Raw genomic sequence first — 14,593 nt, 5'->3', positions numbered from 1 at the left:
GGTGAAGGAGCTGTGCAGGCAGCATGGCTTCAGTGACGCGTCGTTCTACACCTGGCGCGCGAAGTTCGGCGGCATGGAGGTGTCGGCCAGGAGGGTGATGGTCGCTGGGTAACGCAGTGAGCATTCGAGCGTCTGCAGCACTCCGGAAGTGGCCATTGAATCAAGCAGGGCTTTCTTCTTCATCGGCATATCCATGACTTTTACTCCGCATGATATGCCCCGCCCACAAAATGACGGATAGGTCCCCGCCTTCGCGACTCGCTCGTTCGCGAGGCTTGCGTACGGACTGGCAAGGCACGCGGCAATGACGCTGCCGCCTCACGAGCCCGATTGCCGCATGTGAATCCGTGGCATCCGGATCGCGGCCATAGTCCGCATTAATCGGAAGAATAAAAAATACCGATTGGCCGACGAATTCCATCAAAGACCACAATCCTCCCGCATCCCAACATTACGCCCAATTACGGAGAGGTCATATGCAGAAAAAAGGTATCGGAAAATCGGTCGTGGCCGCGCTCGCCATCATCGCGATGAGTGCCGGCACCGTTGCCGCGTGGGCCGACGGTGCGCCGCGCACGAATGACTTCTGGTGGCCGGAGCGGCTCGATCTTTCGCCGCTGCGTCAGCACGACGTCGAGTCGAATCCGTACGGGAAGGATTTCGACTATGCGCAGGCATTCAACAAGCTCGATATCGAGGCAGTGAAGAAGGATATCCGCGCGACCCTGACGACGTCGCAGGACTGGTGGCAGGCTGACTACGGCAACTATGGGCCGTTCTTCATCCGGATGGCGTGGCACGGAGCGGGCACCTATCGCACGTACGATGGCCGTGGCGGCGCCGGCGGCGCACAGCAGCGATTCGAGCCGCTGAACAGCTGGCCGGATAACGCCAATCTCGACAAGGCGCGCCGTTTGTTGTGGCCGATCAAGAAGAAATATGGCCAGAATATTTCGTGGGGCGATTTGATGGTCCTCACCGGCAATGTCGCGCTTGAATCCATGGGTTTTCAAACCTTCGGCTTTGGCGGCGGCCGGGAGGACGACTGGCAATCGGATCTGGTTTATTGGGGAGCCGGCACGAAATTCATGTCGGATAACCGCGACAAGAACGGCAAGCTCGAGAAGCCGCTGGCGGCCACCCAGATGGGGCTGATCTACGTGAACCCGGAAGGTCCGAACGGCAACCCCGATCCCGTCGCCGCGGCAAAGGACATTCGCGAGGCGTTCGGCCGCATGGCGATGAATGACGAGGAGACCCTCGCGCTGATCGCGGGCGGTCATACCTTCGGCAAGGCCCATGGCGCGGCGTCACCCGACAAATGCGTGGGCGCGGCACCGGCGGGCGCGGGCGTCGAAGCGCAAGGCCTGGGCTGGGCGAACAAGTGCGGTACCGGGAAGGGCGCCGACACGATCACGAGCGGCCTTGAAGGCGCATGGTCGGTCGACCCCGTTCACTTCACGATGCAGTATCTCGACAATCTGCTCGAACACGATTGGGTGCTGACGAAGAGCCCGGCAGGCGCTCATCAGTGGATGCCGAAGGACGCGCAGGACATCGTGCCGGACGCACACGATCCGTCGAAGCGACATCCGCTGATGATGTTTACGACCGATATCGCGTTGAAGGTCGATCCCGCGTACAGCGCGATCGCCAAGCGCTTTCAGGCGCATCCCGAGGAATTCAAGCTGGCGTTCGCAAAGGCGTGGTTCAAGCTGACGCACCGGGATCTGGGCCCGAAGGCGCGCTATCTGGGCAACGAAGTGCCCACGGTCGACCTGATCTGGCAGGATCCGCTGCCCGTTGCCGGCTACCAAATGATCGGCGACGCCGATATTGCGGAGCTGAAGCGCAGGATCCTCGCATCGGGGGTGCCGAAGTCGGAACTGATCAAGACCGCGTGGGCGTCCGCGGCCTCGTTCCGTGCCACCGACTACCGAGGCGGCGCGAATGGCGCGCGCATTCGCCTCGCGCCGGAAAATGCCTGGGCGGTGAATGACCCGGCGAGCCTGTCGAAAGTGCTGAAGTCGCTGGAAGACATTCAGTCCGGCTTCAACACGAACAGAACGGATGGCAAGCAGGTGTCGCTGGCCGACCTGATCGTGCTGGGCGGCAGCGCGGCCGTCGAGGATGCGGCCCGCAAGGCTGGCTACGACGTCAAGGTTCCATTCTCGCCGGGACGCGTCGATGCGACGCAGGCGCAGACCGATGTCGCTTCCTTCGCCGTTCTCGAGCCGACCTCCGACGGGTTCCGTAACTACTATCAGAAAAGCAATGAGCGGTCGCCGGCCGAGTTGATGGTCGACCGCGCGAGCAAGCTGGATCTCACCGTTCCGGAGATGACCGTTCTCGTGGGCGGGCTGCGTGCGCTGGACGCCAATGCGGGCGATTCAAGGCTTGGTGTCCTGACCGATCGTCCCGGCACGCTGAGCAACGACTTCTTCGTGAATCTGCTCGACATGTCGACCCAATGGACGAAGTCCTCGAGCGCCGACGGGACTTACGAAGGGCGTGACCGCAAGACGGGTGCGCTCAAGTGGACGGCAAGCCCGGTCGATCTGGTGTTCGGTTCCAGTTCGGAGCTGCGGGCCGTTGCCGAAGTCTATGCGTCGGACGATGCGCACGAGAAGTTCGTGCGCGACTTTGTCCAGGCGTGGACGAAAGTGATGAACCTCGATCGCTTCGATCTGAAGCGCAGCTGATACCGTGATCGGATTGGCCGCGGGAGCGATCCCGCGGCGAATCCGTCGGAGAACGAAATGAATAAATCTGGATTGCCGCGGTTGATCGTCGGGATGGGATTGCTGTGGTCGCTCGGTGCTTACGCGGCCGACATCGAAGTCAGGATGCTGAATCAGGCGTCGGACGGCCAGCGTGGGTTCGAGCCGGCCCTCGTCCATATCAACCCGGGCGATAGCGTTCATTTTGTGGCCGCCGACAGCGGTCATAGCGTCGAAAGCATTCCCGGGATGGCGCCGGACGGGGCCCGGCCGTTTGCCGGAAAGATCAGTGAAGACCTGACCGTAAAGTTCGACACGCCGGGCGTCTATGGCTATCGCTGTCTCCCTCATCACATGTTGGGCATGGTCGGCTTGATCGTGGTGGGACAGCCGACGAACGAAGCCGCGGCCCGAAGCGTTGCACAACCGCGCGATGCGAAAGCGCGTTTCGATCAGCTCTTTGCGGTGTTGGACCGCGAGCAAACCAAGCAGAAGTAGTGCATGCGCGGGCCGGATCGTCGCCCGCCGCCGGGGGCTGGATCGGCACGGACGCGATTCATCGTCAGATGAATTGTGATGGTCGTCCGTGCCGAGGCCCCTCCCGATCGAATTCAAAATTTGTCTAGTCATCCTTGCGATTGGATCGTCCGAATTGCACCAAATCCGTGCCCGGATTCCCCTCGATGAGGCACGCCAGAGCCCTGAAATTAGGGGATTTCCCGCGTTTACGTAGTTTTTTTTGATCGCCGCTTGTCTCGCTGTTTTTCTTCTTGCATGCTTGTATAGACAAATTCCTGAGGCGGCTTGCTGCACCGAAGGGATGGCGAACTTCAACGCAAGGAGAACTCTCGTGAACGGCAAGCGCATCAAGTGGGCAATCAGGACGATCGGCGCCATCGCGGCCGCGGCGGCAACGCTCGCCGCACCGGTGCAGGCAAAGGAATGGAAGACGGTGACGGTCGCGCTCGAAGGCGGCTACGCACCGTGGAACCTCACGCTGCCGGGCGGCAAGCTGGGCGGTTTCGAACCGGAACTGCTCGCCAACGTGTGCGAGCGGATCAAGGTGCAATGCAACATGGTCGCGCAGGACTGGGACGGCATGATTCCCGGTCTGCAGGCCGGCAAGTTCGACATCCTGATGGATGCGATCTCGATCACGCCGGAGCGCGAGAAGATCCTGCTGTTCTCGCGCCCGTATGCGGCTACGCCGGCGACCTTCGCCGTCACCGATACGAAGATCCTGCCGAAAGCCGCGCCCGGCGCGCCGATGGTCAAGCTGACCGGCGACGCGAATGCCGACAAGCCGACCGTCGACGCGCTGCGCAAGCAGCTCAAGGGCAAGACGATCGGCATCCAGTCGGGCACCGTCTACACGAAGTTCATCAACGACAGCTTCAAGGACATCGCGTCGATCCGCGTGTACAAGACCTCGCCGGAGCGCGATCTCGACCTCGTCGCGGGCCGCATCGACGCGTCGTTCGACGACGTCACGTACTACGCGGCGAACAACGCGAAGAAGGACAACGCGTCGATCGTGCTCGCGGGGCCGAAGCTCGGCGGACCGATCTGGGGCCCGGGCGAAGGGCTCGCGTTCCGCAAGCAGGACGCCGACCTGAAGACGAAGTTCGATACGGCGATCGGCGCGGCGCTCGCGGACGGCACCGTGAAGAAACTCGCCGACAAGTGGTTCAAGACCGACGTCACGCCGTAAGCGCGTAACCGGCCGCCGCCGCGTGAGCGGCTCGAACGACGCGCGGCGGCACGCATCCTGCGGATTCATTCAACGCTTGCCGGGAGGCACGCATGGCGATTCTTGAAATGCTCGGCTTCGGTACCGAGGGCTGGGGCGGCGTGCTGTTGCTCGCCGCGCTGATGACGGTCGCGCTGACGCTCGCCGCGCTCGCGGTCGGCGCGGTGATCGGCGCCGCGATCGCGGCGGCCAAGCTGTCGCGCCACCGCAGCGCCCGCCTGCTCGGCGACCTGTACACGACGGTGTTTCGCGGCGTGCCCGAACTGCTCGTCATCTATCTGTTCTACTTCGGCGGCTCGACGCTCGTCACGACCGTCGGCCAGTGGTTCGGCGCGGAAGGCTTCATCGGTGTGCCGCCGTTCGTGATCGGCGCACTCGCCGTCGGGATGATCTCGGGCGCCTACCAAGCGGAGGTGTATCGCGCGGCGGTGCTCGCGGTGTCGAAGGGCGAGCTCGAAGCGGCGCGCTCGATCGGCATGCCGCGCGCGATGGTGCTGCGCCGCATCCTGGTGCCGCAGGTGCTGCGTTTCGCGCTGCCCGGCATCGGCAACGTGTGGCAACTGAGCCTGAAGGATTCGGCGCTGATCTCGGTCACCGGCCTCGCGGAGCTGCTGCGCACGAGCCAGATCGCGGCGAGCTCGACGCATCAGTACTTCGTGTTCTTCGTCGCGGGCGGCGCGCTGTACCTGGTGATGACGGGCCTGTCGAACCGCGTGTTCAACCGGGCCGAAGCGATCGTCGGCCGCTCGTTCCGCCGCAATTTCGCGCGCAACTGACGGAGAGCACGCATGACATTCGATTTCGATTTCCTCCTCGGCACACTGGGCCAGCTGCTCGCGGCCGTGCCGACCACGCTGGGCCTGTTCTTCGCGTCGCTCGTGCTCGGCGGCCTGCTGTCGCTCGTGATCGTCACGATGCGCGTGTCGCCGCACTGGCTGCCGAACCGCTTCGCGCGCGCCTACATCCTCGTGTTTCGCGGCTCGCCGCTGCTGATCCAGATGTTCCTCGTGTATTACGGGCTCGGCCAGTTCGGCGTGATCCGCGAAAGCTTCATCTGGCCGCTGCTGCGGGAGCCGTATGTGTGCGCGGTGCTGTCGCTCGCGCTGTGCACGGCAGGCTACACGGCCGAGATCTTGCGTGGCGGGCTGATGGCCGTGCCGGTCGGGCAGATCGAGGCCGGTTATTCGATCGGCCTGTCGGGCTTCGCGCTGCTGCGCCGCGTGATCGGCCCGATCGCATTGCGCCAGTGTCTGCCCGCGTATTCGACCGAAGCCGTGCTGCTGGTCAAGTCGACCGCGCTCGCCAGCCTCGTGACCGTGTGGGAGGTGACAGGCGTCGCGCAGCAGATCATCCAGCAGACCTACCGGACGACCGAGGTGTTCGTGTGCGCGGCGCTGATCTATCTGGGCCTGAACTTCATCGTCGTGCGCGTGCTCGGCGCGCTCGAATGGCGACTCTCCGGCCACCTGCGTGCGCCGAAGCCATCCGCTGCGCCGCCCGCGGCGTCACGCAATCCCCGGCGCGTTGCGTCCTGAGCGCCCCCGTCCTTTCCCGGAGAATCCGATGAACACCGCTGCTCCCGTTGCGCTGTCGGTCAAGAACATCCACAAGTCGTTTGGCGATCATCACGTGCTGAAGGGTATCTCGCTCGACGCGCACGAGGGCGACGTCATCTCGATCCTCGGCGCGAGCGGCTCGGGCAAGAGCACCTTCCTGCGCTGCCTGAACCTGCTCGAAACGCCCGACGACGGCTCCGTCGCGCTGGCCGGCGAGGAACTGAAGATGAAGCGCGCACGCGACGGCAAGCTGCAGCCGGGCGACCGACGGCAGGTCGATCGCATCCGCTCGCAACTCGGGATGGTGTTCCAGAACTTCAACCTGTGGTCGCACATGACCGTGCTCGACAATCTCGTCGAAGGGCCGCTGCGCGTGCTGAAGCGCAGCCGCGCGGAAGCGGTCGAAGAAGCCGAGGCGCTGCTCGCGCGCGTCGGCCTCGCGGACAAGCGCGGCTACTATCCCGCGCACCTGTCGGGCGGCCAGCAGCAGCGCGTCGCGATCGCGCGGGCGCTCGCGATGCATCCGAAGGTGATGCTGTTCGACGAACCGACGTCGGCGCTCGACCCGGAGCTGGTCGGCGAAGTGCTGCGCGTGATGCGCTCGCTCGCGGAGGAAGGGCGCACCATGCTGGTCGTCACGCACGAAATGGGCTTCGCGCGGCACGTGTCGAATCGCGTGATGTTCCTGCATCAGGGCGAGGTCGATTCGGACGGGCCGCCCGACGCGCTGTTCGGCGGCCAGTGTTCCGAGCGCTTCCGCCAGTTCGTGTCGAGCCATCACGACCGCGCCGCGAACTGAGGACGTCATGACCGTATTCCGTTCTGCACGGCCGCTCGACTGGCGGCAGATTGCGGCCGTCGCGGCCGGCGAACAGTTGGCGTTGACCGACGATGCGCGCGGGCGGATCGCCGCGGCGCGCGAGCTCGTCGACGAAATCGTCGCGCGCGGGATTCGCGCGTACGGCGTCAATACCGGCGTCGGCGCGCTGTGCGACGTGATCGTGTCGCCGGCCCAGCAGAGCACGCTGTCGCGCAACATCCTGATGAGCCACGCGGTCGGCGTCGGCATGCCGCTCGGCGCGCCCGAAACGCGCGCGATCATCGCGGCGGCGATCAACAACTTTGCGCATGGACATTCGGGCGTGCGTGCCGACGTCGTCGAACAGCTCGTCGCGCTGCTCGAACACGATTGCCTGCCCGAGGTGCCGGCGCACGGTTCGGTCGGCTACCTGACCCACATGGCGCACGTCGCGCTCGTGTGCATCGGGCAGGGTCATGCGCGCCATCGCGGCGAGCGCATGCGTGGCGACGAGGCACTGCGCCGCATCGGTCGCGAACCGCTCGCGCTCGGCGCGAAAGAAGGCCTGAGCCTGGTCAACGGCACGCCGTGCGTGACGGGGCTCGCCGCGTTCGCGCTGGCTCGCGCGGAGCGGCTCCTCGACTGGGCCGACTGGATCGCGGCGGCGAGCTTCGAGAATCTCGGCGGACAGCTCGCCGCGTTCGACCCGGCGTCGCTCGCGCTGCGAATTTCGCCCGGCATCGCGCACGTCGGCGCGCGCCTGCGGGCGATGCTCGCCGACAGCCCGATGCTCGGCGCGGCGAGCGGGCGGCATACGCAGGATCCGCTCAGCCTGCGCACGATCCCGCACGTGCACGGCGCGGCGCGCGACGTGTTCGCGGTGACGGCGGAAGTCGTCGACCGGGAACTCGCGTCCGTCACCGACAATCCGATCGTCGCCGGTACGCGCGACGCGCCGGTCGTTCATTCGCAGGCGCATGCGGTCGGCGCGGGCATCGCGCTTGCCATGGACAGCCTCGCGGCCGCGATGGCGCAGGTGGCGGCCATCGCCGAGCGGCGTCTGGACCGTCTCGTGAATCCGCTCGTGAGCGGGTTGCCGGCGTTTCTCGCGGCGCCCGGCGGCACGTGTTCGGGCTTCATGATCGCGCAGTACACGGCGGTCGCGCTCGTCGCGCAGAATCAGCGACTCGCGGCACCGGCGAGCCTCGACGGCGGCATTACGTCGGGACTGCAGGAAGATCATCTGTGTCACGCGACGCCTGCCGCGCTGAAGGCGCTCGACATCATCGAGAATACGACGCGCGTGCTCGCGATCGAGCTGCTGGCTGCCGCGCAGGCCTACGATTTGCAGGCGAGCGGAGCGGCGCGTGCGGCGTCGACCGATGCGCTGTGGCGACAGGTGCGCGAGCGTGTGCCGGCGTATCACGACGACCGGCCGCTTGCCGACGACATCGCGATCGCGGCCGGGATCGTCGCGGGCGTGCCGCCGTCCGTGCTGTAGCGGTAGGACGGATGACGGGCGACGGGCGGTGGGGCATCCAACCTTCAATCGGTCGAGGGCGCATGAACGAAACGGAACGATACACATCGGCGCGTCGGGTGGGCACGTCGGGCGACGACGTGCCCGCACGCGCGCTGCCGGCGTACCAGCAGATCAAGCGCTACGTCGTCGAGCGGATCGCGAACGGCGACTGGAAGCCGGGCGGCGCGATTCCGACCGAGGCCGAGCTGGTCAAGGAGTTCGGCGTCGCACGGATGACGGTGTCGCGTGCGCTGCGCGAGCTGACCACCGAGCGCGTGCTGACGCGCATCCAGGGCGCCGGCACGTTCGTCGAGCGCCGGCATTACGAATCGACGGTGCTGGAGATCCGCAACATCGCGGACGAGATTGCCGAACGCGGTCATCGGCACAGCGCGCGCGTGTTGCTGATCGAGCGCAGCGTCGAGCCGGAAGCGATCGATGCGCTGGGGCTTCGCACGGGGCCCGCGTTTCATTCGCGCATCGTGCATTACGAGGAAGACGAGCCGATCCAGTTCGAGGATCGATACGTGAACCCGGCCTTGTTTCCTGACTATCTGGAGCAGGATTTCACGCTCGAGACGCCGAATCATTACATGGTGCGGCTCGCGCCGATCCAGCGCGCGGAGTTCCGGATCTACGCGGAGAAGCCGAATGCACAGGTGCGCCGGCATCTCGTCATGGAGATCGGCGAACCGTGTCTGCTATTGCGGCGCCGCACGTGGGTCGGCGAGCAGGTCGCCACGTCGGTGAGGCTGTGGCATCCGGCGTCGCGGTTTCATCTGGCGGGGAGGATGTAGGGTTAATCGGCGCCGGTTTGGCCTGAATACCCGCGGAGAGTGGCGCATAATGTTTTGAAGTCGACCCTTGGCAGGAAGAGAGGGTTTTTATGCGCTGCACACTATGCGGGTCCGAGAATCCTCCCGGTGCGAGGTTCTGCCAGGAATGTCAGGCCGTGCTGTCCCGCACGTGCCCGCAATGCGGACATGACGCCGACCCCGCGGCCCGCTTCTGCAGCAATTGCGGAGCGTCGCTGGCTACACCTGCGGCTGCGCCGCCGCCTTCCCGGCCATCGGACCGCGAGCCGCCGCCAACCCCCGTTCATTACACCCCTGATCATCTTGCCGAGCGAATCCGTGCCGAACACGCGGCAATGGAAGCGCGCGGCGAACCCGCCGGCGAGCGCAAGACCGTTACCGCGCTGTTTGCCGACATGGCCGGATCGACCGCGCTGATCCACGATCTCGATCCCGAAGTGGCGCATCGCCTCATCGTGCCCGTGGTCGAGCTGATGATGGAGGCGGTCCACTACTACGAAGGGTACGTCGCAAAATCGCTCGGCGACGGCATCCTCGCGCTGTTCGGCGCACCGATCGCCCACGAAGACCACGCGCAGCGCGCGCTGTTCGCCGCCTTGCGCATGCAGCAGGCGATGCGCCAGCACGGCGATCGCATTCGTCTGCAGGAAGGCATTCCGCTGCAGATTCGCGTCGGCGTTCACACGGGCGAGGTGGTCGTCCGCTCGATCCGCACCGACGACTTGCACACCGAGTACGATCCGCTCGGGCATACCATCCACATCGCGTCGCGGATCGAGGGCATCGCGGCGCCGACGTCGATTCTCGTCAGCGAGTCGACCCACAAGCTGGCCGAGGGCTATTTCGAATTCAAGGCGCTGGGCGCGACGCAACTCAAGGGCATTCCCGCGCCGCTGTGCGTCTACGAGGTGCTGGGCCTGGGCGCGTTGCGCACGCGCCTGCAACTGGCGGCGCATCGCGGCCTCGCGCGGTTCGTCGGCCGTGAATCGGAAATGGACCACCTGAACCGGGCCCTGGACACCATGAGGGCCGGGCACGGGCGCGTGGTCGGCGTGGTGGGGGAAGCGGGCGTCGGCAAGTCGCGCCTGTTCCACGAGTTCAAGGAGCGTTCGCGGCGCGGCGCGCTGGTGCTGGAGACGTTCTCGGTATCGCACGGCAAGGCGTTTCCCAATCTGCCGCTCATCGAACTCCTGAAGAATTATTTCCAGATCACGACCCAGGACGACGAGCGGCGCTGCCGGGAAAAAGTGATCGGCAAGGCGCTCACGCTCGAGCGCAGTTTCGAGGATCTCGTGCCGTACGTCCTCTATCTGCTGGGAATCGGTGAAGGCGGCCCGGTGCTCGCCGAAATGGATCCGCAGATCCGGCGCGAGCGCACCTTCGACGCGATCAGGCAGCTTCTCGTGCGCGAGAGCCGGAATCAGCCGGTCCATCTGCTGTTCGAGGATCTGCAATGGCTGGACCGCGAAACGGAAGCCTTCCTCACGTACCTGATCGACCACGTGCCGGACGCACGCATCCTGCTCCTGGTGAACTACCGGCCCGAGTATCGGCCCGCGTGGGCGGGCGCGGCGCACTGGAGCACGCTCCGGCTCGAACCGCTTGGCCCGTCGGATGCGCAGGGACTGCTCACGGCGCTGCTCGGCGAGGATCGCTCGCTCGTGCCGCTGAAGCAGCTCATTCTGGAGAAGACGGAAGGCAACCCGTTCTTCATGGAGGAAGTGGTCCAGACGCTCGTCGAAGAGAAGTCGCTGCTCGGCGATGCCGGGCGCTATCGGATCGAGGAGACACCGGCGACGCTGCACATTCCCACCACCGTGCAGGGCGTGCTGGCTGCGCGGATCGACCGGCTGCCGCTCGACGAAAAGGAACTGCTGCAGGCGCTCGCCGTGATCGGCCACGAGTTCCCGTTCAGCCTGATCCGGCGCATTTGCGGCGAGGCGCCGGCACGGGACGACGAACTGCGGCGTCTGCTCGCGCATCTGGAAGCGGCGGAGTTCATCTACGAGCGTCCCGCCTTCCCCGAAGTCAATTATTCGTTCAAGCATGCGCTGACCCAGGAAGTGGCCGGCCGCTCGTTGCTCACGGAGCGGCGTACCACGCTGCACGAGCGCACCGCGCAGGCGATCGAGATGCTGTTCCCGACGCGCATCGCCGATTACTGCAGCGAGCTTGCGCACCACTACAGCCAGAGCGGCAACATTCCGAAGGCGGTCGAATACCTGCATCGCGCGGCCCAGCAGGCGTTGCGCCATGCCGCCCATCACGATGCAATGAATCATCTCGGCGCGGCGCTGGCGTTACTGAAGGGCTTGCCCGACACACCCGTGCGTGCGCATTGGGAGCTGACACTGCTGCTTTCGCTCGGGCCGGTCCTGATGGACGTGCGGGGGTATGGCGCGACCGAGGTCGGTGCGATCTATACGCGCGCGCTGGAGCTGTGCGAGCGGACCGGCGACGCATCGCAGCGCTTCGCGACGCAGTTGGGATTGCGGATGCACCACGTGGTGCGCGGCGAGTATGCGCTCGCGACCGATCTGGGCAAGCAGATGCTCGATACGGCCCGGGAGGCGAATGATCCGGGCTTCCTCATCGAGGCACATAGCGCACTGGGTTCGTGCTTTTTTCTGCAGGGCGAATTCGACGCGGCTCGCACGCACCTGGAACAGGCCCGGGCGATCTACGATCCGGAGCAGCATCAGGCGCACGTGTTCGCGCACGGCGTGGATCCCGGCATCCGGGCGCTCAGTTTCCTCGTGCTGACCCTGTGGATTCAGGGGTATCCCGACCAGGCGCTCGAGCGCAGCGTCGAGGCACTGGCGCTCGCACGGAGCCTTTCTTACGGGCCTTCCCTCGCGTTCAGCCTGACCTATACCGCGCACTTGCACCAACTGCGGCGCGAGCCGCTGCTTGCCGCCGAGCGCGCGGAAGCGGTCATCGCCGTATCGACCGAGCACGGGTTGCCGTACTGGCTCGCATGGGGATCGGTGCTGCGAGGCTGGGCGATGAGCGCGCAGGGGAACATCGCGGACGGCATCGCGCAGATGCGGCAGGGCCTCGACGCGCAACGGGCAGCCGGCGGCGAAGACCAGCGTCCTTATTCGCTCGCGTTGCTCGCCGACAGTTACTGGCGCGCGGGCGACAAGCGTTCGGCACTGGGCATGCTGGAAGAGGCCAGGGCGATCGTCGAGAAATCCGGCGAGCATTGCTACGAGGCCGAGGTGTACCGGCTCACCGGAATCTATCTGGCTGACGGCGCGGGCAACGAAGGCACGGCGCCCGAGCGCGACGACGAAGCCATCGATTGCCTTCACAAGGCGATCGCGCGAGCGCGCCAGCAGGGTGCCAGAGGGCTGGAACTGCGCGCGGCGTCAGACCTCGCCAGGCTGTTGCAACGACAGGGAAAGACCGTGGAGGCGACGCAGGCGCTGTCCGGGGTGTACGCCTGCTTCACGGAGGGCTTCGACACGAGCGACCTGCGAGAGGCCAAAACGCTGCTGGATGCATTGGGCGCGCGCGCGGGATGAACGGGCCCGCGGCGCACGGCGACTCATCGTGTGACCGCGTGCCGCCCGCGCCCCGCCGCTGCTTGAGGAGACGGGCATGACAATCACGCACACGAGACGTCACCGCGACGTGCCGCGCAAACCGGTCGCGCTGGCGTTGCAGGGCGGCGGGATGCACGGCGCCTTCACCTGGGGCGTGCTCGACCGGCTGATCGAAGACGGCAGGCTCGAAATCGAGGGCGTCAGTGCCACCAGCGCCGGCGCGATGAACGCCGCGGTACTCGCCTACGGGCTGCTGCAAGGGGGCGAGGACGGTGCGCGTCAGGCACTGCACGACTTCTGGCAGGCGGTCGCGCAATCGGCGGAGCACTACAACCCGCTGCGCTGGGCGCCCTGGCTGAAGGGCACGCACAGCTTCGGGCTCGATCATTCGCCGATTTATGCGTTCGCCGACATGATGCTGCGCGTTTTCTCGCCCTATCAGTTCAATCCGAACAACCTGAATCCGCTGCGCGAGGTGCTCGAGCGCCGGGTCGACTTCGACGCGCTGCGCAAGCACTGTCCGATCCGGTTGTACCTGTGCGCCACCAACGTCGAGACAGGGAAGATCCGCATCTTCACGGGCGAGGATGTCAGCGCCGACGCGGTACTTGCGTCGGCATGCGTGCCGACACTGTTCCAGGCGGTGTCGATCGATGGCGAGTACTACTGGGACGGCGGCTACATGGGTAATCCGGCCATCTATCCGCTGATCTACAACTGCGCGACGCGCGACGTCGTGATCGTGCACATCAATCCGCTGGTGCGCCGCGGTGTCCCCGTCACGGCCGCCGAGATTCTCAACCGTATCAGCGAGATCAGTTTCAACTCGTCGCTGATGCGCGAAATGCGCGCCATCGCGTTCGTCACCGACCTGATCCGGGAAGGCACGATCAAGCGCGGCGACATGAAGGAAATGCTGATTCATTCGATTCGCGCGGACGACGCGCTGAGCGCATTGAGCGTATCGAGCAAGTACAACGCGGACTGGCGATTTCTGAGCGAGCTGCGCGACCACGGGCGGCGCGAAGCGGACGCGTGGCTCGCGCATCATTACGGAAACATCGGACAGCGGTCGAGCATCGACATTCGCAGGGAATTTTTCTGAGCGCATCGCGGTAATGTCGGCATGGGGCGCTCGTGCGCGGGCGCCCCGCGCCAAGGAGCGAACGTGAACCGGACGCAAGCGCGATTCGTTGCGTTGTGGTCATGCTGCGGCGGCACACGTGCCGAGGAGGTCTATCGCATGCTGGCGCGGTGCTATGCGGAGCCGGCGCGCCATTACCATACGCTGTTGCATGTACGGCGATGCTTGCGTCATCTCGACCTGGCGCGCGGCGCGATTCCCGAACCGGACGCCGTCGAGCTCGCGCTCTGGTTCCATGACGTGATCTTCGTTCCCGGCGCGCAAGATAACGAGCAGCGTAGCGCCGACTGGTTCCGGCGCCAGGCGGATGGACGCATCCGCGCGTGCGACCCGGTCTGCGCGATGATTCTCGCGACCACCCACGCGGGCGTTGCCACGGAACCGGATACCCGTTTCGTGCGCGACATCGACCTAGCGGTGCTCGGTGCGTCGCGCAGTCGGTTTCGCGAAGACGGGCGGCGCTTGCGGGCCGAGCGCCCGGATCTCGACGACCGCGCTTACGACCGTCTTGAACGTGCCATCCTGCGCGGGCTGCTCGAACGCCCGCGCATCTATCTGACCGACTTCTTCTACACGCGCTGCGAGGCGCGTGCGCGCGGGAATCTGAGCTGGCGGCTGGGTTTGCCGATGCCGGCGTGACGGCGGGCGTTATCGATGAAGTTGCGCAGCCCGAGCGGCGTATTCAGAACAATTCAGGATGTCGCCATGACATTCAGGCCCGCCTTCACTAGTCTGTTTC

11 protein-coding genes and 1 pseudogene are annotated in these 14,593 nt (G+C 65.6%); all 12 read left to right on the top strand.

Annotation, left to right across the window (positions count from 1 at the left end):
• Positions 1-94, top strand: a pseudogene (locus tag SB786_RS33295) (transposase); the annotation flags it as partial.
• Between the two features lie 436 nt (positions 95-530).
• Positions 531-2,702, top strand: a complete 2,172-nt coding sequence (katG, locus tag SB786_RS33290; RefSeq protein WP_410731169.1) for a catalase/peroxidase HPI — start codon at positions 531-533, stop codon at positions 2,700-2,702.
• Positions 2,703-2,759: 57 nt separating this feature from the next.
• Positions 2,760-3,218 carry a pseudoazurin gene (locus tag SB786_RS33285; protein WP_410731167.1) on the top strand — a complete coding sequence of 153 codons (459 nt, stop codon included), beginning with the start codon at positions 2,760-2,762 and terminating at the stop codon, positions 3,216-3,218.
• Positions 3,219-3,540: 322 nt separating this feature from the next.
• Positions 3,541-4,431: a transporter substrate-binding domain-containing protein gene (locus SB786_RS33280; RefSeq protein ID WP_410731166.1), complete on the top strand. Its 891-nt coding sequence runs from the start codon at positions 3,541-3,543 to the stop codon at positions 4,429-4,431.
• A 92-nt stretch (positions 4,432-4,523) separates the two neighbouring features.
• Positions 4,524-5,246, top strand: a complete 723-nt coding sequence (locus tag SB786_RS33275; RefSeq protein WP_006753458.1) for an ABC transporter permease — start codon at positions 4,524-4,526, stop codon at positions 5,244-5,246.
• A gap of 12 nt (positions 5,247-5,258) precedes the next feature.
• On the top strand, positions 5,259-6,005 hold the full coding sequence (locus tag SB786_RS33270) for an ABC transporter permease (RefSeq protein WP_410731165.1): 747 nt from the start codon (positions 5,259-5,261) through the stop codon (positions 6,003-6,005).
• Positions 6,006-6,033: 28 nt separating this feature from the next.
• Positions 6,034-6,825 (top strand): ABC transporter ATP-binding protein, encoded by a 792-nt coding sequence (locus SB786_RS33265; RefSeq protein WP_011660730.1) that lies wholly within the window; start codon positions 6,034-6,036, stop codon positions 6,823-6,825.
• A 7-nt stretch (positions 6,826-6,832) separates the two neighbouring features.
• Positions 6,833-8,326, top strand: a complete 1,494-nt coding sequence (gene hutH / locus SB786_RS33260) for an HAL/PAL/TAL family ammonia-lyase (RefSeq protein WP_410731164.1) — start codon at positions 6,833-6,835, stop codon at positions 8,324-8,326.
• A 62-nt stretch (positions 8,327-8,388) separates the two neighbouring features.
• Positions 8,389-9,144 carry a histidine utilization repressor gene (gene hutC / locus SB786_RS33255; protein WP_410731163.1) on the top strand — a complete coding sequence of 252 codons (756 nt, stop codon included), beginning with the start codon at positions 8,389-8,391 and terminating at the stop codon, positions 9,142-9,144.
• A gap of 89 nt (positions 9,145-9,233) precedes the next feature.
• On the top strand, positions 9,234-12,689 hold the full coding sequence (locus SB786_RS33250) for an AAA family ATPase (RefSeq protein ID WP_410731162.1): 3,456 nt from the start codon (positions 9,234-9,236) through the stop codon (positions 12,687-12,689).
• 76 nt (positions 12,690-12,765) lie between these two features.
• On the top strand, positions 12,766-13,815 hold the full coding sequence (locus tag SB786_RS33245; protein WP_410731161.1) for a patatin-like phospholipase family protein: 1,050 nt from the start codon (positions 12,766-12,768) through the stop codon (positions 13,813-13,815).
• Positions 13,816-13,953: 138 nt separating this feature from the next.
• Positions 13,954-14,493: a hypothetical protein gene (locus SB786_RS33240; protein ID WP_410731160.1), complete on the top strand. Its 540-nt coding sequence runs from the start codon at positions 13,954-13,956 to the stop codon at positions 14,491-14,493.
• The last annotated feature ends 100 nt before the right edge of the window (positions 14,494-14,593 follow it).

It is taken from the genome of Burkholderia sp. SIMBA_062, assembly GCF_046534765.1.
GTDB classification, from domain to species: domain Bacteria; phylum Pseudomonadota; class Gammaproteobacteria; order Burkholderiales; family Burkholderiaceae; genus Burkholderia; species Burkholderia ambifaria.
The sequence above is the reverse complement of the archived record's forward strand: the minus strand, read 5'-3'. Positions and strand labels throughout refer to the sequence as shown.

Excerpts from the sequence above, each read along its gene's own strand:
- hutH (WP_410731164.1), top strand. The coding sequence starts at position 6,833 with ATGACCGTATTCCGTTCTGCACGGCCGCTCGACTGGCGGCAGATTGCG.
- SB786_RS33240 (WP_410731160.1), top strand. The coding sequence starts at position 13,954 with ATGCTGGCGCGGTGCTATGCGGAGCCGGCGCGCCATTACCATACGCTG.
- SB786_RS33285 (WP_410731167.1), top strand. The coding sequence starts at position 2,760 with ATGAATAAATCTGGATTGCCGCGGTTGATCGTCGGGATGGGATTGCTG.
- SB786_RS33270 (WP_410731165.1), top strand. The coding sequence starts at position 5,259 with ATGACATTCGATTTCGATTTCCTCCTCGGCACACTGGGCCAGCTGCTC.
- katG (WP_410731169.1), top strand. The coding sequence starts at position 531 with ATGAGTGCCGGCACCGTTGCCGCGTGGGCCGACGGTGCGCCGCGCACG.
- SB786_RS33280 (WP_410731166.1), top strand. The coding sequence starts at position 3,541 with ATGGCGAACTTCAACGCAAGGAGAACTCTCGTGAACGGCAAGCGCATC.
- SB786_RS33245 (WP_410731161.1), top strand. The coding sequence starts at position 12,766 with ATGACAATCACGCACACGAGACGTCACCGCGACGTGCCGCGCAAACCG.
- SB786_RS33265 (WP_011660730.1), top strand. The coding sequence starts at position 6,034 with ATGAACACCGCTGCTCCCGTTGCGCTGTCGGTCAAGAACATCCACAAG.
- hutC (WP_410731163.1), top strand. The coding sequence starts at position 8,389 with ATGAACGAAACGGAACGATACACATCGGCGCGTCGGGTGGGCACGTCG.
- SB786_RS33275 (WP_006753458.1), top strand. The coding sequence starts at position 4,524 with ATGGCGATTCTTGAAATGCTCGGCTTCGGTACCGAGGGCTGGGGCGGC.
- SB786_RS33250 (WP_410731162.1), top strand. The coding sequence starts at position 9,234 with ATGCGCTGCACACTATGCGGGTCCGAGAATCCTCCCGGTGCGAGGTTC.